This is a genomic window from Erythrobacter sp. HKB08 (assembly GCF_004114695.1).
Taxonomy (GTDB): domain Bacteria; phylum Pseudomonadota; class Alphaproteobacteria; order Sphingomonadales; family Sphingomonadaceae; genus Parerythrobacter_A.
In genome coordinates this window covers 2,569,134-2,584,912 of record NZ_CP035310.1, presented here as the reverse complement: position 1 = coordinate 2,584,912, position 15,779 = coordinate 2,569,134, and the positions used below count along the sequence as shown (strand labels likewise).

General features: G+C 63.6%; 23 protein-coding genes. 9 read left to right on the top strand and 14 right to left on the bottom strand.

All coding sequences use genetic code 11. The annotated features are described in order from the left end of the window. Positions 1-27 precede the first annotated feature (27 nt). Both leuC and EO245_RS12505 read right to left on the bottom strand, forming a co-directional pair. On the bottom strand, positions 28-1,461 hold the full coding sequence (leuC, locus tag EO245_RS12510) for a 3-isopropylmalate dehydratase large subunit (RefSeq protein WP_128893243.1): 1,434 nt from the start codon (positions 1,459-1,461) through the stop codon (positions 28-30). A gap of 85 nt (positions 1,462-1,546) precedes the next feature. Continuing rightward, a complete protein-coding gene (locus EO245_RS12505) occupies positions 1,547-1,987 on the bottom strand; it encodes a hypothetical protein (protein ID WP_128893242.1) in 441 nt (146 codons plus the stop codon). Between the two features lie 185 nt (positions 1,988-2,172). Here EO245_RS12505 and EO245_RS12500 point away from each other — a divergent pair, with 185 nt between their 5' ends. Together EO245_RS12500 and EO245_RS12495 are read left to right on the top strand one after the other, a co-directional pair. Then, the gene (locus tag EO245_RS12500) at positions 2,173-2,574 is read left to right on the top strand and encodes a thioesterase family protein (protein ID WP_199798655.1); all 402 of its coding nucleotides are present in this window, start codon (positions 2,173-2,175) and stop codon (positions 2,572-2,574) included. A gap of 18 nt (positions 2,575-2,592) precedes the next feature. Beyond that, positions 2,593-3,111: a sterol desaturase family protein gene (locus EO245_RS12495; RefSeq protein ID WP_128893240.1), complete on the top strand. Its 519-nt coding sequence runs from the start codon at positions 2,593-2,595 to the stop codon at positions 3,109-3,111. A gap of 3 nt (positions 3,112-3,114) precedes the next feature. Here the strand turns inward: EO245_RS12495 and EO245_RS12490 are convergent, their stop codons facing one another. The 12 genes from EO245_RS12490 to EO245_RS13425 are packed head-to-tail and all read right to left on the bottom strand — an operon-like array spanning position 3,115 to position 7,490. Then, complete coding sequence (locus tag EO245_RS12490; RefSeq protein WP_128893239.1) at positions 3,115-3,462, bottom strand: YbaN family protein; 348 nt, start codon at positions 3,460-3,462, stop codon at positions 3,115-3,117. A 1-nt stretch (position 3,463) separates the two neighbouring features. Beyond that, on the bottom strand, positions 3,464-3,871 hold the full coding sequence (locus EO245_RS12485) for a SufE family protein (protein ID WP_128893238.1): 408 nt from the start codon (positions 3,869-3,871) through the stop codon (positions 3,464-3,466). 24 nt (positions 3,872-3,895) lie between these two features. After that, complete coding sequence (locus tag EO245_RS12480) at positions 3,896-4,132, bottom strand: hypothetical protein (RefSeq protein ID WP_128893237.1); 237 nt, start codon at positions 4,130-4,132, stop codon at positions 3,896-3,898. Between the two features lie 31 nt (positions 4,133-4,163). Beyond that, positions 4,164-4,424 (bottom strand): hypothetical protein, encoded by a 261-nt coding sequence (locus EO245_RS12475; RefSeq protein WP_128893236.1) that lies wholly within the window; start codon positions 4,422-4,424, stop codon positions 4,164-4,166. Beyond that, positions 4,421-4,717, bottom strand: a complete 297-nt coding sequence (locus tag EO245_RS12470; RefSeq protein WP_128893235.1) for a hypothetical protein — start codon at positions 4,715-4,717, stop codon at positions 4,421-4,423. Before EO245_RS12470 ends, EO245_RS12475 begins: the two co-directional genes overlap by 4 nt. Next, positions 4,717-5,061 (bottom strand): hypothetical protein, encoded by a 345-nt coding sequence (locus tag EO245_RS12465; RefSeq protein WP_128893234.1) that lies wholly within the window; start codon positions 5,059-5,061, stop codon positions 4,717-4,719. The genes EO245_RS12470 and EO245_RS12465 overlap by 1 nt, the downstream gene beginning before the upstream one ends. Further along, entirely contained in the window at positions 5,058-5,405 is a 348-nt protein-coding gene (locus tag EO245_RS12460; RefSeq protein ID WP_128893233.1) for a hypothetical protein, read from the bottom strand. The genes EO245_RS12465 and EO245_RS12460 overlap by 4 nt, the downstream gene beginning before the upstream one ends. After that, positions 5,405-5,719: a hypothetical protein gene (locus EO245_RS12455; protein WP_128893232.1), complete on the bottom strand. Its 315-nt coding sequence runs from the start codon at positions 5,717-5,719 to the stop codon at positions 5,405-5,407. Before EO245_RS12455 ends, EO245_RS12460 begins: the two co-directional genes overlap by 1 nt. Before the next feature lie 28 nt (positions 5,720-5,747). After that, positions 5,748-6,125, bottom strand: a complete 378-nt coding sequence (pspC, locus tag EO245_RS12450; RefSeq protein ID WP_128893231.1) for an envelope stress response membrane protein PspC — start codon at positions 6,123-6,125, stop codon at positions 5,748-5,750. Continuing rightward, positions 6,122-6,418 carry an envelope stress response membrane protein PspB gene (gene pspB / locus EO245_RS12445; RefSeq protein ID WP_128893230.1) on the bottom strand — a complete coding sequence of 99 codons (297 nt, stop codon included), beginning with the start codon at positions 6,416-6,418 and terminating at the stop codon, positions 6,122-6,124. Before pspB ends, pspC begins: the two co-directional genes overlap by 4 nt. 5 nt (positions 6,419-6,423) lie before the next feature. Beyond that, positions 6,424-7,341: a phage shock protein PspA gene (gene pspA / locus EO245_RS12440; RefSeq protein WP_370246158.1), complete on the bottom strand. Its 918-nt coding sequence runs from the start codon at positions 7,339-7,341 to the stop codon at positions 6,424-6,426. Next, complete coding sequence (locus EO245_RS13425) at positions 7,338-7,490, bottom strand: hypothetical protein (protein WP_164931327.1); 153 nt, start codon at positions 7,488-7,490, stop codon at positions 7,338-7,340. The genes pspA and EO245_RS13425 overlap by 4 nt, the downstream gene beginning before the upstream one ends. Before the next feature lie 152 nt (positions 7,491-7,642). Between EO245_RS13425 and pspF the strand changes: the two genes are divergently transcribed. The 7 genes from pspF to infB all read left to right on the top strand — a co-directional run bounded on the left by pspF (position 7,643) and on the right by infB (position 15,777). Next, positions 7,643-8,674, top strand: a complete 1,032-nt coding sequence (pspF, locus tag EO245_RS12435; protein WP_128893229.1) for a phage shock protein operon transcriptional activator — start codon at positions 7,643-7,645, stop codon at positions 8,672-8,674. A gap of 130 nt (positions 8,675-8,804) precedes the next feature. Beyond that, positions 8,805-9,653 carry a hypothetical protein gene (locus tag EO245_RS12430; protein WP_128893228.1) on the top strand — a complete coding sequence of 283 codons (849 nt, stop codon included), beginning with the start codon at positions 8,805-8,807 and terminating at the stop codon, positions 9,651-9,653. Positions 9,654-9,773: 120 nt separating this feature from the next. Further along, positions 9,774-10,079 (top strand): hypothetical protein, encoded by a 306-nt coding sequence (locus EO245_RS12425; RefSeq protein ID WP_128893227.1) that lies wholly within the window; start codon positions 9,774-9,776, stop codon positions 10,077-10,079. A 192-nt stretch (positions 10,080-10,271) separates the two neighbouring features. Continuing rightward, positions 10,272-10,844: a ribosome maturation protein RimP gene (gene rimP, locus EO245_RS12420; RefSeq protein WP_128893226.1), complete on the top strand. Its 573-nt coding sequence runs from the start codon at positions 10,272-10,274 to the stop codon at positions 10,842-10,844. Then, positions 10,844-12,505, top strand: a complete 1,662-nt coding sequence (nusA, locus tag EO245_RS12415) for a transcription termination factor NusA (protein ID WP_128893225.1) — start codon at positions 10,844-10,846, stop codon at positions 12,503-12,505. The genes rimP and nusA overlap by 1 nt, the downstream gene beginning before the upstream one ends. After that, a complete protein-coding gene (locus EO245_RS12410; protein ID WP_128893224.1) occupies positions 12,486-13,250 on the top strand; it encodes a DUF448 domain-containing protein in 765 nt (254 codons plus the stop codon). The genes nusA and EO245_RS12410 overlap by 20 nt, the downstream gene beginning before the upstream one ends. 16 nt (positions 13,251-13,266) lie before the next feature. After that, positions 13,267-15,777: a translation initiation factor IF-2 gene (gene infB / locus EO245_RS12405; RefSeq protein WP_128893223.1), complete on the top strand. Its 2,511-nt coding sequence runs from the start codon at positions 13,267-13,269 to the stop codon at positions 15,775-15,777. The last annotated feature ends 2 nt before the right edge of the window (positions 15,778-15,779 follow it).

The window sequence follows — 15,779 nt, the reverse complement described above, 5'->3', positions numbered from 1 at the left end:
ATGCGCGGGGCGGGCTTGCAAGCCATCTCAGCCAACAAGTTCACGGACATCGGTGAGTTTCCCGGTGACGGCGGCGGCGGCGGCCATGGCGGGGCTCATCAGGTGCGTGCGTGCACCCGGTCCCTGCCGGCCGACGAAATTGCGGTTGGAGGTGGAAGCGCAGCGGTCGCCGGGCGGCACTTTGTCGGGGTTCATGCCGAGACAGGCCGAGCACCCGGGCTCGCGCCATTCGAGGCCGGCTTCGATGAAAACCTTGTCGAGCCCTTCCTCTTCGGCCTGCTGCTTAACGAGGCCGGAGCCGGGGACGACGATGGCCCAGTGGACATTGTCCGCCTTCTTGCGGCCGCGCAGCACTTCGGCGGCGGCACGCAGGTCCTCGATACGGCTGTTGGTACAGCTGCCGATGAAGACGGTCTGCACCTCGACGTCGGACAGCTTCTGGCCCGCTTCGAGGCCCATGTATTCGAGGCTCTTGCGCGCAGCTTCCTGTTTCGAGGGGTCGGCGAAGCTTTCGGGTGCGGGGATCGTGCCGCCGATCGGCGCAGTGTCTTCCGGGCTGGTGCCCCAGGTCACGGTCGGTTCGACATCGCTCGCCTGGATGATGACGGTTTTGTCGAACACCGCGCCCTCGTCGGTATGGAGCGTCTTCCACCAGGCGAGCGCGCGATCCCAGTTCTCGCCGGTCGGCGTGTAGGGCCTGCCCTTGAGATAGCGGAAAACCGTCTCGTCGGGAGCGATCAGGCCGGCACGCGCGCCCGCCTCGATGCTCATGTTGCACACGGTCAGGCGCGCTTCGACGCTCATCGCCTCGAACACGGCTCCGCGATATTCGATGACGTGTCCGGTGCCGCCAGCCGTCCCGATCCGGCCGATGATGTGGAGGATCAGGTCCTTGGCCGTAACGCCGGGCGAAAGTTCGCCCTCGACGCGGATTTCCATCGCTTTCGATTTCTTCAGCTGGAGCGTCTGGGTGGCGAGCACATGCTCGACCTCGCTAGTGCCGATGCCGAAAGCGAGTGCGCCGATCCCGCCATGGGCAGCCGTGTGGCTGTCGCCGCACACGATCGTGCTGCCGGGAAGCGAGAAGCCCTGCTCCGGCCCGACGACATGGACGATGCCCTGCTGCGGCGCGCTCGCATCGATGTAGCGGATGCCGAAATCGGGCGCGTTGCGTTCGAGGGCGGCGAGCTGCTGCGCGCTTTGCGGATCGGCGATCGGGATGCGATTGCCAGTGGCATCGAGCCGCGGGGTTGTCGGCAGGTTGTGGTCGGGCACCGCGAGGGTCAGGTCGGGGCGCCTGACGGGGCGTCCTGCAGCGCGCAGCGCTTCGAAAGCCTGCGGGCTGGTAACCTCGTGGACGAGGTGCCGGTCGATGAAGAGAAGGCTGGTGCCATCGTCGCGCGTTTCGACGACGTGGGCATCCCAGATCTTGTCGTAAAGAGTGCGGGGGCGGCTGGCCATGGCACGATGCCTATGGCCGCCGCCCCCTATCGGGCAAGGGAGGAAAACTTCTGCCCGCTTGGCGTGAGGCTTTCAGCCCCTCGGATTAATAGCGTCCGCGACGATCGTAGCGGCGGTCGTAACGGTCGTGACCGCGATAGGCGCTGCGATAACGGGCCTCGGAAAGCGCGTCATAAGCCTGGTCGATGCGCCAGTTGATGGTGCGCACGTCGCGGCGCGAAAGGCCGTTGCGGGCGAAGGCTGCATAGCTGCGCTCGACGGTGCGCAGGCGTTCGCGGACCTGGCGGGCCTGCCAGCGGTCGATCTCGCCATTGCGCATTGCAATGCGGATGTCGCGTGCGAGGCGGTCGATCCGGCGCTCGATGCGCGGGTCGGAATAGCCGCGGTGATAGGAGCGGTCTCCGCGATAATTCTGCTCGTAACCATTGTCCCAGTGGCCGCGCGGTGCGGCGTTCGCGGGAATCGAGAGGCCGAGGGCGATGGGAAGTGCGAGCCCGGCGGCGATCAGCTTGGTTGACTTGTGCATGGTAGTTTCCTTGTTATCCGTGTCGTCCACATGTTCATAAAATAGCGCACTTATCTGAACGATCGCAAAACAAGGCTGTCAGCTTGGGCGATGCGAAACATTTTTCTGTGCTCCGAAAGCCACCCGGTGAAATTTCCTGCTGCGGGGTCATGGAAATGAAAGACATCCGATGCTAACTGACACGCATGTCAGCAAAGCCTTTCGCCTTTCCGATCAAGGTCGTGCCCGGTGATATCGATTTCATGGGGCACGTGAACAATGCCCGCTACCTCGGCTGGGTGCAGGACGCCGTGCTCGCGCACTGGCGCAAGCTTGCCCCGGCGGAAGAAGTGGCGAGCAAGGCGTGGGTCGCGCTCAAGCACGAGATCACCTATCGCAAGCCCGCCTTCCTCGAAGACGACGTGATCGCCGAAACCGTGCTCGAAAGCATCAAGGGCGCGCGTGCGTTCTACCGCACGGTCATCCAGCGCGGCGAAGACGTTCTTGCCGAAGTACAAAGCGCCTGGTGCTGCATCGACGCGGAAACCCTGCGCCCGGCACGCATCGGCGAAGAAGTGTCGCGGTTCTTTTTTCCCAAGGACGATTGACCTATAATCGTCCACACCATGGACATCCTGCTGCCAGCCCTGATCGTCATTGCCACCGTCTTCGCGATGGAGTGGGTCGCGTGGGCCAGCCATAAGTACATCATGCACGGCTTCGGCTGGGCGTGGCACCGCGACCACCATGAGCCGCACGACAATGTGCTCGAGAAGAACGATCTCTATGCCATCGTCGGCGCGGCGATGAGCATCTCGATGTTTGCGCTCGGCAGCCCGCTCGTCATGGGCGCTTCCGCCTGGTGGCCGGGCACCTGGATCGGGCTCGGCATCCTCTTCTACGGGATCATCTACACGCTGGTTCACGACGGTCTCGTCCACCAGCGCTATTTCCGCTGGGTGCCCAAGCGTGGCTACGCGAAGCGGCTGGTGCAGGCGCACAAGCTGCACCATGCGACGATCGGCAAGGAAGGCGGGGTCAGCTTCGGCTTCGTATTCGCGCGCGATCCGGCAAAGCTGAAAGCCGAACTCAAGCGGCAGCGCGAAGCAGGCATTGCCGTCGTGCGCGAGAGCGCCGGGGCCTGAAGCCTATTCGTTGCGGGTCGCGATCCAGCTGCCGGCGACAACCAGGATAGCGATTGAAATCCAGTACCACGGGTGCCCGAGGGTGTACCAGGTGAAGACCGCGCCGACGCTCATTGCGCCGATGGCCATGATCTTCGCGCGGCGCGAGATCGCCCGGCGCTCCGTCCAGTCGCGCACTTGGGGCCCCCAGGTCGGATGGTCGAGGATCTTGCGCTCCCATTCCGGGTTGCTGCGCGCGAAGCAGTAGACTGCCACGAGCAGGAACGGGACGGTCGGCATGATCGGCATGAAGGCGCCGATCGCGCCGAGCACTACGAAGAAGATGCCGCAAACAAGGTAGAGCGTGCGCATCTCAGGCCGCAGCAAGCCTCGCCGCGTGTTCCTTCACCAGTGCGATCATGTTGGGAATGCCCTGCGTCCGGTTGGAGGACAGCTGGTTCCTGAGGTCGAACGGGGCAAGCTCGCCTTCGATGTCGAGCGTTGCGACATCCTTCGCCGGCTTGTCCTGCACAGCCGAGATCACCAGCGCGACGATGCCCTTGGTGATGGCTGCATTGCTGTCTGCGAGGAAATGCAGCGTGTCGCCGCTTTCGGTGGGATAGACCCAGACGCTTGCCGAACATCCGCGCACCAGCGTCGCGTCGGTCTTGAGGGCGTCGGGCATGGGCTCGAGTTCGCGGCCCAGTTCGATCAGCAGGCGATAGCGTTCGTCGCCTTCGAGGAATTCGTACTCCTCACGGATATCGTCGATTGATCTCATGACGCGCCATGTAGGCGCATCGCCTCACAAATCCACCCCGCTCGCGATGGCTTCGAGCTTGCGGATGCGTTCCTTGAGATCGGCGATCTCGATGCGAGCTGCACCGGCGGGAGAGCCGTTGTCCATTTCCGGGGCGCGGATCGCCCGGTCGAGCTCGCGTTCCTTGAGCGCCAGCCAGCCCTGCCAGCAGCGCATCGCGGTCATGGCGAGGATCGTGAGGCCGGTGACGGTGGCCGCAGCTATGATGATCTGTTCACTCATATCCAATTCCTCCCCGAACTGGCGGGTGTCCTTACTTGTCTCTCAGTTTCTCGATTTCGTCGGCGATCGCCTTGGCTTCGCGGCCGTCGACGGTGATGCGTTCGAGCACTTTGACGCGGTCGCGAAGTTCCTGCAGCTCGCGCTGGGTATCGTCGTCCCTCGCTTCGACCTGGGGCTGGCGATCTTCGTCGTGATGGTCGCGATGTTCGCCGCTCAGCTTCCGGATCGTCCGGTTGCGCTCGATGACGATCATCACGATCGCGAAGATCAGCAGGGCGGTCCAGATGCTCATGCGGCGGTCTCCCGGCGGTCGCTCGAGAAGTCTTCGAGCGTGTCGAGATCGCGCAGCTGCTCGATCTGGGCGGCAAGATCGCTGCGGTTCTCGGTCGCGATGCGTTCGAGGACGCGAATGCGTTCTTCGAGCTTGACATAGTTCTCTTTCGAGATGCCCTGCTGGCCGGCACCCTTGGTTGCCGCCATGCGCTCCTTGTGTTCGAGGCTACGGTTCACGATCGTGCTGACGCCGATCGTGACGATCATGACGGCGACGATCACGAAGCCGAAAATTACCATCAGTTCGCCCATCAGTTCACATCCTTCTCTTTACGCAGACGCTCGAATTCATGCGTCAGCTGGAAGCCGCTGTCGGTTACGATGCGCTCGATATTGCCCAGCCGGTCCTTCATCGAACCGAGTTCGGCGCGCAGTTCGGCGTTCTCATGCGTCAGGAGCTTTACGCGTTCGGCAGTCTGGCCGTCGGTGCTCGGCTTGAGCGACTGGCCCCACATGCCTTCCAGCGGATAGCCATGCTTGATCTTGAGCCGGGTCGTGTGGATCCAGCCCGCGATGCCGGCACCGCCGAGAGCCAGGCCTGCGCCGATGATCCAGGGCAGGTGGGGTGCGATCTGTGCTGCGGTGTCCATGGTCATGCCTTCTCCCGGGTGGTGATGTCGAGCGGCACGCCGCTGTCGTTGCGGGCTGCGACGGGCTTGTCGCGCAGCGCCTCGATTTCGTCATGCAGCGAGTAGCCGCGGTCGGTCACGATCTTCTCGAGCACGACCATGCGGTCCTGCATCGAGTCGATCTGGTCGCGCAGCGCGGCGTTTTCCTCGCGCAGCTGGGCGCTTTCCTTGGTGTCCTTGGGCTTGCTCTTGCCGCCCCACTCGTCCTCCAGCTCGTACCCGTGCTTGGCACGGATCCAGTTGTTGAGGATCCAGGCGCCGTAGCTGACCGCGATGATCGCGATGACAAAACTTGGTCCGCCGAAATCCATTATACGTTTTCCTTCCTATCCATGTTCAGAGGCACGCCGTTGTCCGCGCCTTCCACCTCGCGCTGGTCGCGCAGGGCTTCGATCTGGGTCGCGACGTCGTAGCCGCGGTCGGTGACGATCCGTTCGAGCACCTGCACCCGGTCTTCGAGGCGCTGGACCTGGGTGGCATATTGTGCCGCCTTCTCCGCGCTCGCGCTTGCCGTGGCTTCCATCTGGATCTCGATGACCTTCTGGCGATGCTTGGTCCAGATCGCGACGATCGGGATCGACACGCCGATGATCGGGATCAGCAGTGCAAGTTGTCCTGGCTCCATTTAATCAGTCCCCCTCCGTGTGTCGGTCTCAGCGCAGCCGCTCGATTTCGGCGGTCAGGCGCGGATTGCTGCTGACGTAGAAGCTCTCGACTTCGGCCAGGCGGCGATCGACGTCGCGCATTCGCGAGCGGATTTCGCGTGCCGTGCGCTTCGGGCTCTGCCGAACCCGCTGCCAGTAGACTTGCTCTTCCTGGTCGACGTAGAGATGCGGTGGCTTCTTGTTCAGCAACAGGCCGGCGATGAAGTAGGCCGGGATGGTCATACCGCCGGTCATGAAGGTGAGGGCGAGGACTGCGAGGCGAACCCACAGCGCGTTGACGCCGGTATAGTCCGCAATTCCCGAGCAGACGCCCATCAGCTTGGCATTCTGCTTGTCGCGATAAAGAGTGGTCCGCGGGGTGTTCACAGCTTGGCTCCCTTCTTTTCAGCCATCAGGCGATCGAGTTCGCGCAGCGGCTGGTTGTCCGTTTCGCGGTCCGGCAGGAGCCGCGTGTTGTTGAATTCCGGATGATCGGCGGCGACGAGGCGCTCGACTGTGTCCATCCGTTCGTCGAGGCGCTTGGCGAGCTGGTAGAGGTCGTCGAGCAGCGCTTCGTCATCGGTCGTGATGGTCGCGGCAGACTTCCACTTCGTGACGTAGTGGAGGATGAGCCACGGCAGGCCGATGAAAATGGCGGGGATGATGATGATCTCTTCCACGATGATCAGTCCTTCTTGTCTTCGCTGCCGCCCATGCCGAGCGCGCGTTTCATTTCTGCGAGTTCGTCGTCGATCTTGTCAGCACCTTCGAGCGCGGCGATCTCGTCGGCCAGGCTCGGCGTGCCGGACTTGTCGGCGATGGCGAGCGAGTCGGCCCGGCCTTCGGCGTAGTCGACACGGCGTTCGAGCTGGTCGAAGCGCGACAGCGCATCGTCGGTCCGCTCGTGCGTCATCAGGCTGCGCAGCTTGACGCGGTTCTCGGCGCTTTCGAGGCGCGCGGCGATCGCGGTCTGGCGGCTGCGTGCTTCACGCAGGCGGTTCTGCAGCTTGTGAATGTCCTTCTCGTAGGCCCGCAGCGCATCGTCCAGCACGGCGATTTCCTGCTTGAGCTGGTCCGACATGTCGGCAGCCTTCTTCTTCTCGACCAGCGCGGCACGGGCGAGGTCCTCGCGGTCCTTCGAGAGTGCGAGCTGCGCCTTCTCGGCCCAGTCGGCCTGGAGCTTGTCGAGCTTGACCGTCGCGCGGTGCATTTCCTTCTGGTCGGCGATCGTGCGGGCGGCGCTTGCGCGGACTTCGACCAGCGTTTCCTCCATTTCGAGGATGATCATGCGGATCATCTTCTCGGGGTCGTCGGCCTTGTCGAGCATGTCATTGAAGTTGGCGGCGATGATATCGCGGGTACGACTGAAAATTCCCATAAAGGGCACTCCGGAGTTGAAGACGTCTTGGATCCGGTCGCTGGTGGAAGGCGACTGGGTTGGAGTCGGGCTCTTGCGGAGGCGTTCGACCTCGGTTTCGAGCCGCGAAAGCGGATTGCGGGCCGGAGCGTCACCGCGAGCCTTGGGGGCTGCGCCGGACTGGAAGCGCTGGGCCTTGACGGTGCGCTCCGGACCTAGGGGGTTCTTGCCAACGGGCATGTTCATGCCAGTTCCACGGACTCGCAGGTGATTTCCGCGGCGTAGGCCTGGCTCACCTGCATCTGCGAGCTGAGCGCCACGAACAGGCACATGGCTGCGACGCTGGCGATAGAGGCCTGTCCCAGCTTGGTCTGAAAGAAGCGGCGGTCGAACATGATTACTAACTCCCGTTTGGTGTTGTTCACCTATCAGCAAGGGGCGTGCCAATTTTGGATTTCGGGAGAAAACCGCCGGAATTTGATGATTTTTACCGAGGGCGGTTGGTTTCTGTTGCCAAGGCTTGGGAATTTTCACTATATCTTGGCCCATGGAGCGGGAAAATCAGTTCATAGGCCAGTCCGGGGCCTTTCTCGACGCGGTCGAACGGACCAGTCGTGCAGCTTCGATGCGGCGCCCCGTGCTCGTCATCGGCGAGCGCGGGACGGGCAAGGAACTCATCGCCGAGCGCCTGCACCGCCTGTCGACCCGGTGGGACGAACCGCTCGTTACGATGAACTGCGCCGCCTTGCCGGAAACGCTGATCGAGGCCGAACTGTTCGGTCACGAGGCCGGAGCCTTCACCGGTGCTACCAAGGTTCGCGAGGGAAGGTTCGAGGAAGCCGACAAGGGCACTTTATTTCTCGACGAACTGGGCACTCTCTCGATGGCCGCACAAGAGCGCCTGTTGAGGGCCGTTGAATATGGCGAGGTCACCCGCATCGGTTCCTCGCGCCCGATCAGGGTCGACGTGCGCATCGTGGCCGCCACCAACGAAGACCTCCCGGCCCGCGCGGCCGAGGGCAAGTTCCGCTCTGACCTGCTCGACCGGCTGAGCTTCGAAGTCATCACTCTCCCGCCCCTGCGCGTGCGCGAAGGGGATATCGGCGTGCTTGCGGACTACTTCGGGCGTCGCATGGCCGCGGAGATCGGGTGGGAAGGCTGGCCGGGCTTTTCCGACCATGTCGCCGAGCAGCTCGAGAACCACCCCTGGCCGGGCAATGTGCGCGAGCTGCGCAACGTCGTCGAACGCGCGGTCTACCGGTGGGACAATTGGGAAACGCCGATCGGCCATGTAATTTTCGACCCGTTCGATTCCCCGTGGAAGCCGGTCAATCCGCCGTCGCCGGAAACCAGCGAACCCAACTTCCGCAATATCGTCTCCGCAGATGCGCGCCCGACCGCCGACCTCGAGAACATCGACGACCTGCGTGCCGCCGTGGACGAGCACGAGAAGGCGATCGTCGAGCACGCGCTCGGCAAGCATCGCTGGAACCAGCGCCAGACCGCCAAGGCACTCGGCCTGACCTACGACCAGCTGCGTCACTGCATCAAGAAGCACGGGTTGTCGGACAACGACTGACCCGCCGCGAGCCTTGGTTACCAATCGGACGCCGGCCATTAGGCAGTTTCATCAGGCAATCCTCTTGAGCGCGGATTAGGCTTTCGACCGTCCTAATGCCTCCCCTGATCATTCATCGGGGGAAGACCACATGAAACGTTTCACCAGCCGCAAGCGCGCCTTGCTGTTCGCCGTCCCGCTCGCAGCGCTTGCCGGCGGCAGCGCCATCGCGAACCATTCGTGGAGCACCTATGCGTGGAACTACGACGGGGCGAACCCGATCGCCGCGCCCGTGGTCGACAACACCGATCCCAACTGGACGAGCTATGTCGACAAGGCGGTTGCCGACTGGAACGCTTCTCCTGTCATCCAGGCGACTATCGAGCGCGGCAACAACTCGTCCTGCAGCTTCGTCACCGGGACCATCCAGGTCTGCAACGACGACTATGGCTCGAACGGCTGGCTGGGCCTTGCCAGCATTGCGCTGTCGGGCGGCAAGATCGTCGCCGGGACGACCAAGCTCAACGACAACTATTTCAACCGCGACGCTTACAATACCTACAGCTGGCGCCAGCTGGTGACCTGCCAGGAAATCGGCCACGACTATGGCCTCGCGCACCAGAACGAGAACTTCTCAACCGACGAGACGACTTCGTGCATGGAATACACCAGTCGTCCGGAGGGCAATGAAGGGCCGGACCAGCACGATTACGACCAGCTGCTGACGATCTACTCGGGCGGCGGCGATGGCGGTGGTGGCGGTACCAAGCCAGGCAAGGGTGGCGGCAAAGGCGGCGGTGGCGGCGGCGGAAACGGCAAGGGCAAGAACCGTGTCAGCCTGCCCGCTGTCGGCAATACTCCTGCCACCTGGGGCCGCCCGACCGGGTTCCTGCTTAATGGTCGCCCGCACACCTTCGAAAAATCGGTCAACGGCATCAAGTTCGTCACCCATGTCACCTGGGCTCCCGAGGAAGGTGGTCACGACGACCACCATCATTGATAGTCTCGCGGGGCAGGGCCGTCTGCCTTCCGTTCGCGGCGGCCTTAACCGTAAATTGACTGTCACGGCGTATCTCCGCCTCGCCGGTTATGAGCGTGCCGGCGCGGCGGAGATATTGCTATGAAACTCATCAAGGCCCTGTCCGTGCTGTTCGGCACTTTCTGGATGGCGTGGGTGGCATATATGGCTTTTTCCGTCCCGCGCGACGTCGACGAGGCGATGAACCAGCCGATGGATGCCCTCGGCGGAAGCACGATCGGTCAGGAAATCGCCACGGCTCAGGCGAAGGCGAAGCAGGACCAGTGCGAGGCATGGAAACTGCGCGCCGAGAACGCCTGGAATCGCTCGGTCGAAAAGGGCACGCTCGACCGCGACGAAGACATGATCGCCGAGCTCGACCAGCAGGTCGCGCGTTTCTGCGACTGATCGCTTTCGTCCAGGCGGGTCGATAGTCCTCGGGTAATCACCCGAACTCACCAACTATAACTTGCTTTGTCGGGAAGGCGCGCCTATCTGGGCGGCATTCCGACATTGTCGCGACAAGGTTTGGATGCTGGCGCCTCCGGGGGCCGGCCCGAAACCCCATTGTCGCGGCGATCGAGCAAAAATGGAGACCCGATGGCCGATCTGGCACGCCTGACCGATATTATCGAACCCGAAGCGAAAGCGCTCGGTTTCGATCTCGTGCGCGTGAAGATGATGCCGTCGGAAGCCGGCGATGGCGGCCTGGCCCTGCAGATCATGGCGGAGGACCCGGAAACGGGCCAGCTGGTAATCGAACAATGCGCCGCCTTGTCGCGCCGCGTGTCCGACAGGATCGACGAACTCGAAGAGCGCGGCGAGGTGCTGATCGAAGGCGCCTACCACCTCGAGGTTTCCTCGCCCGGCATCGACCGTCCGCTCACCCGCGTGAAGGATTACGTCAACTGGGCGGGCCACGAGGTGAAGATCGCCATGGACAAGTCGTGGGACGGCCAGCGCAACTTGCGCGGCAATCTCATCGGCATCGAAGGCGAAACCGTGAAAATCGAGGACAGGAAGGCCGGCGAGGTTGCCGTCCCGATGTCCGCAATCCATTCGGCACAGCTCATCCTCACCGATGCGCTGATTGCCGCAACCCGACCGCTCGACACCACCGGCGTCGAGGATGTAGTTGAAACCGAAGACGAAGAAGAAAAGGCTGACGACTGATGGCCAGTGCAATTTCCGCCAACAAGGCAGAGCTGCTCGCGATCGCGAACTCGGTCGCCTCGGAGAAGATGATCGACAAGGCGATCGTCATCGAGGCGATGGAAGAAGCAATCCAGAAGAGCGCGCGCAACCGCTACGGTTCGGAAAACGACATTCGCGCAAAGCTCGACCCGCAGACCGGCGATCTCAGCCTGTGGCGCGTCGTCGAGGTGGTCGAGGAAGTCGAAGACTACTTCAAGCAGGTCGACCTCAAGCAGGCGCAAAAGCTGCAGGACGGCGCGCAGATCGGTGACTTCATCGTCGACCCGCTGCCCCCGGTTGACCTCGGCCGTATCGATGCGCAGTCGGCCAAGCAGGTCATCTTCCAGAAGGTCCGCGACGCAGAGCGTGAACGCCAGTTCGAGGAATTCAAGGACCGCGCGGGCGAAGTCATCACCGGCGTGATCAAGTCGGTCGAATTCGGCCATGTGATCGTCAACCTCGGCCGTGCCGAAGGCGTCATTCGCCGCGACCAGCAGATCCCGCGCGAAGCCGCCCGCGTGGGCGAGCGTGTCCGCGCGCTGATCACCAAGGTGGAACGCAACAACCGCGGTCCGCAGATTTTCCTGAGCCGCGCGCACCCCGACTTCATGCGCAAGCTGTTCGCGCAGGAAGTGCCGGAAATCTACGACGGCATCATCGAGATCAAGGCCGCCGCTCGTGACCCGGGCAGCCGCGCCAAGATCGGCGTCATCAGCCACGACAGCAGCATCGACCCGGTCGGCGCCTGCGTCGGCATGAAGGGTAGCCGCGTCCAGGCCGTCGTGCAGGAACTGCAGGGCGAGAAGATCGACATCATTCCCTGGAGCGAGGACACCGCGACCTTCGTCGTCAACGCGCTCCAGCCGGCTACCGTCGCCCGCGTCGTTCTCGACGAGGACGAGAGCCGCATCGAAGTCGTTGTGCCGGACGATCAGCTCTCGCTGGCAATCGGTCGCCGCGGCCAGAACGTGCGTCTCGCCAGTCAGCTGACCGGCCACCAGATCGACATCATGACCGAGGAAGAAGCCTCGGAGAAGCGCCAGAAGGAATTCGCCGAGCGCTCCAAGATGTTCGAGGAAGAGCTCGACGTCGACGAAACGCTCTCGCAGCTGCTCGTCGCCGAAGGTTTCGCCGAGCTGGAGGAAGTCGCCTACGTCGAACTCGACGAACTCGCTTCGATCGAAGGCTTCGACGAGGAACTGGCCGAAGAGCTGCAGAGCCGCGCCAAGGAAGCGCTCGAGCGCCACGAGGAAGCTGCGCGTACCGAGCGCCGCGAACTCGGCGTCGAAGATGCGCTGGCCGACATCCCGCACCTGACCGAGCAGATGCTGGTCACGCTGGGCAAGGGCGGCATCAAGACGCTCGACGACCTCGCCGACCTCGCGACCGACGAGCTGATCGCCAAGAAGCGCGAAGCTCCGCGTCGTCGCAACAACGACGGCCCGCCGATGCGTCGTCCCTCGATCCGCGAACAGGACAAGGGCGGCGTGCTTGGCGAGTACGGCCTGAGCGAAGAGCAGGGCAACGAGATCATCATGGCTGCCCGCGCGCACTGGTTCGACGACGAAGAGGAAGCTGCGCCCGCAGCGACCGACGAGGCTGCAACGCAGGAGGCCGCCGATGCGGACTCCGAACAATGAGCGCCTGAGCCCCGACATCGCTGACAAGCCCGAGGGCCGGAGCAATTCCGGCCCCGGGAAGTCCTGCCCGGAACGCCGCTGCATTCTCACCGGCGACACCGCCCCGCGCGATACGCTCGTGCGGCTGGCGATCTCGCCCGACGGGCTGGTGCTGCCGGATCCTGCCGCCAAGGCGCCGGGCCGTGGCGCCTGGATAGGCGTGGCGCGCGTCGAACTCGAAGAGGCATTGGCGAAGGGCAAGCTGCGCGGCGCACTGGCGCGTGCCTTCAAGGGAGCGCCGCTGACGATCCCGGAAGACCTGCCGCGACTGGTCGAGGATGCGCTGCGCAAGCAGTTTCTCGACCGGCTGGGTCTCGAAATGCGCAGCGGAAACATTATCTTGGGCTCGGACCGGATCGCCGAACAGGCGAGAATGGGGCGGGTTGCCCTCCTTTTGCACGCGCGCGATGCCCGTGAGGACGGGCGCAAGAAACTCGACCAGGCATGGCGCGTAGGGCGCGATGCGGAAGGTAGCGGTGAGCGGGGAATGACCTTGCCACTGGACCGGGCGGCTTTGTCTGTGGCATTGGGCCGCGAGAACGTCGTCCACCTGGGCGTGAATGGCCGTAGGGCCGAAGATGCTGCGGCCGAGCGGATCCTGCCGATCCTCGCGCGCCTGTCGCACTACATCGGGGCCGATGCCCCTGAAGAGACCGCCGGCGAAGCTGCCTCGGCAGCGGCGCGGGACGACGAATTGGAAGTTTGAAGGAACGACGAGCTAGATGAGCGACGAAGACAAAAAACCTGCACGCAAACCTCTCGGCCTGAAGCGGGCGGTCGATGCTGGCGAGGTCAAGCAGACCTTCAGCCACGGCCGCACCAACAAGGTTGCCGTCGAGGTGAAGCGCAAGCGCAAGCTCGTCAAACCCGGCGAGACTCCGCCTCCGCCCCCTCCGCCGCCGCCCGCGCCGGAGCCTGCTCCTGCGCCTGCACCGGAAGCGAAGAAGCCTGCCGCCAAGAAGGCACCTCCGGGCGAAACCCCGCAGGAAAAGGTAGCCCGCCTCCAGCGCGAAGCCGAGGAAGAGCGCCTGCGCCTCGCCGAGGAAGCGCGCAAGCGTGACGAGCAGAAGGCCAAGAAGGAAGCCGAGGACGAGAAGAAGCGGCAGGAAGAAAACCGCAAGGCCGAGGAAGAAGCCGCCAAGCGTGCCGAGGAAGAAGCCAAGGCTGCTGCCGAAGCTCCGGCCGAAGCCGAAGGCGAAGCGGAAGCCGCGCCCGCAGCGAAAGGCACGCCGGCCCCTGCTCCGCGCAAGTTCACGCCCGTGGCCCGTCCCGAGGCGAAGAAGCCGGAAAAGAAGAAGAAGGACGACAAGCGTCCTGCCCCGGCCGAGCGCAAGGACAAGCGCCGTTCGGGCAAGCTGACCGTCACCAAGGCTCTCAACGAGGACGAGGGGCGCCGCGCGCGTTCGCTCGCCGCACTCAAGCGTGCGCGCGAGAAGGAACGCCGCATGCAGGGCGGCGGCTCGTCCAAGCCGCGCGAGAAACAGGTCCGCGATGTGGTCGTCCCCGAGGCGATTACCGTCGGCGAACTGGCCAAGCGCATGGGCGAAAAGGGTGCCGACCTGGTGAAGGAGCTCTTCAATCTCGACATGATGGTCACGGTCAACCAGACCATCGACCAGGATACAGCGGAGCTGCTCGTCGAGCAGTTCGGTCACAATATCCAGAAGGTGTCGGAAGCCGACGTCGATATCGACACGACGGTCGACCAGGATCCGGAAGAAACGCTCAAGCCGCGTCCTGCGGTGGTCACCATCATGGGCCACGTCGACCACGGCAAGACCAGCCTGCTCGACGCGCTGCGCGGCTCGAACGTCCTCAAGGGCGAAGCGGGCGGCATCACGCAGCACATCGGCAGTTACCAGGTGAAGACGAAGGATGGCGCAGTCATCACCTTCCTCGACACCCCGGGCCACGAAGCGTTCACCGAAATGCGTGCGCGCGGTGCGAATGTGACCGACATCGTCGTGCTGGTGGTCGCCGCAGACGACGGCATCATGCCGCAGACGATCGAGGCCATCAATCACACCAAGGCCGCCGGCGTTCCGATGATCGTCGCGATCAACAAGTGCGACAAGCCGGAAGCCAATCCGCAGAAGATCCGCGAGCGCCTGCTCGAACACGAAGTCATCGTCGAGGCGATGTCGGGCGATGTGCAGGACGTGGAAATTTCCGCCAAGGAAAAGACCAATCTCGACGAACTGCTCGAGAAGATCGCGCTTCAGGCGGAGCTGCTCGAACTCAAGGCCAATCCGGATCGCGATGCGGAAGCGACCGTGATCGAAGCGCAGCTCGACAAGGGCCGCGGCCCGGTCGCGACCGTGCTGATCACCCGCGGTACGCTAAAGCGCGGCGACAACTTCGTCGTCGGCACGCAGAGCGGCAAGGTGCGCGCGATCGTCAACGACCAGGGCAAGCAGATCAAGGAAGCCGGTCCGTCCATGCCGGTCGAGGTCCTCGGCCTCGGCGGCGTGCCGAATGCCGGTGACGTGCTCGCAGTGGTCGAGAACGAACAGCGTGCCCGCGAAGTGGCCGAATATCGCCAGGAGAAGGCAACGGAGAAGCGCACCGCGCTCGCCCCGACCAGCTTCGATACGATGTTCAACAACCTCGCATCGAACGTCATCGAGTTCCCGCTCGTGGTGAAAGCCGACGTGCAGGGCAGTGTCGAGGCGATCACCAACGCGCTGCACAACCTCTCGAACGACGAGATCAAGGTGCGCGTGCTGCATGCGGGCGTTGGCGCCATTACCGAAAGCGACGTTACGCTTGCGGCGGCATCGAACGCTCCGATCATCGGCTTCAACGTGCGTCCGAACCCGAAGGCACGCCAGCTGGTCGAACGCGAGAAGGTGCGGATGATGTATTACGATGTCATCTACCACCTGACCGAAGAGATCGCGAAGGAGATGGCAGGCGAGCTTGGTCCGGAGCGGATCGAGAACGTCGTCGGCCGTGCCGAAGTCAAGCAGGTCTTCCCTGCTGGCAAGAAGGACAAGGCTGCCGGCCTGCTCGTCATCGAAGGCGTCATCCGCAAGGGCCTCCACGCACGTCTCACCCGCGACGATGTCATCGTCTCGGCCACGACCATCGCGTCGCTGCGCCGCTTCAAGGACGATGTCGACGAGGTTCGTGCGGGTCTCGAATGCGGCGTGGTCCTCGAGGACACGAACGACATCAAGGCTGGCGACAACCTCGAAGTCTTCGAAGTCGAGGAGCGTGAACGCACGCTCTGAGC

Excerpts from the sequence above, each read along its gene's own strand:
- leuC (WP_128893243.1), bottom strand. The coding sequence starts at position 1,461 with ATGGCCAGCCGCCCCCGCACTCTTTACGACAAGATCTGGGATGCCCAC.
- EO245_RS12505 (WP_128893242.1), bottom strand. The coding sequence starts at position 1,987 with ATGCACAAGTCAACCAAGCTGATCGCCGCCGGGCTCGCACTTCCCATC.
- EO245_RS12500 (WP_199798655.1), top strand. The coding sequence starts at position 2,173 with ATGTCAGCAAAGCCTTTCGCCTTTCCGATCAAGGTCGTGCCCGGTGAT.
- EO245_RS12495 (WP_128893240.1), top strand. The coding sequence starts at position 2,593 with ATGGACATCCTGCTGCCAGCCCTGATCGTCATTGCCACCGTCTTCGCG.
- EO245_RS12490 (WP_128893239.1), bottom strand. The coding sequence starts at position 3,462 with ATGCGCACGCTCTACCTTGTTTGCGGCATCTTCTTCGTAGTGCTCGGC.
- EO245_RS12485 (WP_128893238.1), bottom strand. The coding sequence starts at position 3,871 with ATGAGATCAATCGACGATATCCGTGAGGAGTACGAATTCCTCGAAGGC.
- EO245_RS12480 (WP_128893237.1), bottom strand. The coding sequence starts at position 4,132 with ATGAGTGAACAGATCATCATAGCTGCGGCCACCGTCACCGGCCTCACG.
- EO245_RS12475 (WP_128893236.1), bottom strand. The coding sequence starts at position 4,424 with ATGAGCATCTGGACCGCCCTGCTGATCTTCGCGATCGTGATGATCGTC.
- EO245_RS12470 (WP_128893235.1), bottom strand. The coding sequence starts at position 4,717 with ATGGGCGAACTGATGGTAATTTTCGGCTTCGTGATCGTCGCCGTCATG.
- EO245_RS12465 (WP_128893234.1), bottom strand. The coding sequence starts at position 5,061 with ATGACCATGGACACCGCAGCACAGATCGCACCCCACCTGCCCTGGATC.
- EO245_RS12460 (WP_128893233.1), bottom strand. The coding sequence starts at position 5,405 with ATGGATTTCGGCGGACCAAGTTTTGTCATCGCGATCATCGCGGTCAGC.
- EO245_RS12455 (WP_128893232.1), bottom strand. The coding sequence starts at position 5,719 with ATGGAGCCAGGACAACTTGCACTGCTGATCCCGATCATCGGCGTGTCG.
- pspA (WP_370246158.1), bottom strand. The coding sequence starts at position 7,341 with ATGAACATGCCCGTTGGCAAGAACCCCCTAGGTCCGGAGCGCACCGTC.
- EO245_RS13425 (WP_164931327.1), bottom strand. The coding sequence starts at position 7,490 with ATGTTCGACCGCCGCTTCTTTCAGACCAAGCTGGGACAGGCCTCTATC.
- pspF (WP_128893229.1), top strand. The coding sequence starts at position 7,643 with ATGGAGCGGGAAAATCAGTTCATAGGCCAGTCCGGGGCCTTTCTCGAC.
- EO245_RS12430 (WP_128893228.1), top strand. The coding sequence starts at position 8,805 with ATGAAACGTTTCACCAGCCGCAAGCGCGCCTTGCTGTTCGCCGTCCCG.
- EO245_RS12425 (WP_128893227.1), top strand. The coding sequence starts at position 9,774 with ATGAAACTCATCAAGGCCCTGTCCGTGCTGTTCGGCACTTTCTGGATG.
- rimP (WP_128893226.1), top strand. The coding sequence starts at position 10,272 with ATGGCCGATCTGGCACGCCTGACCGATATTATCGAACCCGAAGCGAAA.
- nusA (WP_128893225.1), top strand. The coding sequence starts at position 10,844 with ATGGCCAGTGCAATTTCCGCCAACAAGGCAGAGCTGCTCGCGATCGCG.
- EO245_RS12410 (WP_128893224.1), top strand. The coding sequence starts at position 12,486 with ATGCGGACTCCGAACAATGAGCGCCTGAGCCCCGACATCGCTGACAAG.
- infB (WP_128893223.1), top strand. The coding sequence starts at position 13,267 with ATGAGCGACGAAGACAAAAAACCTGCACGCAAACCTCTCGGCCTGAAG.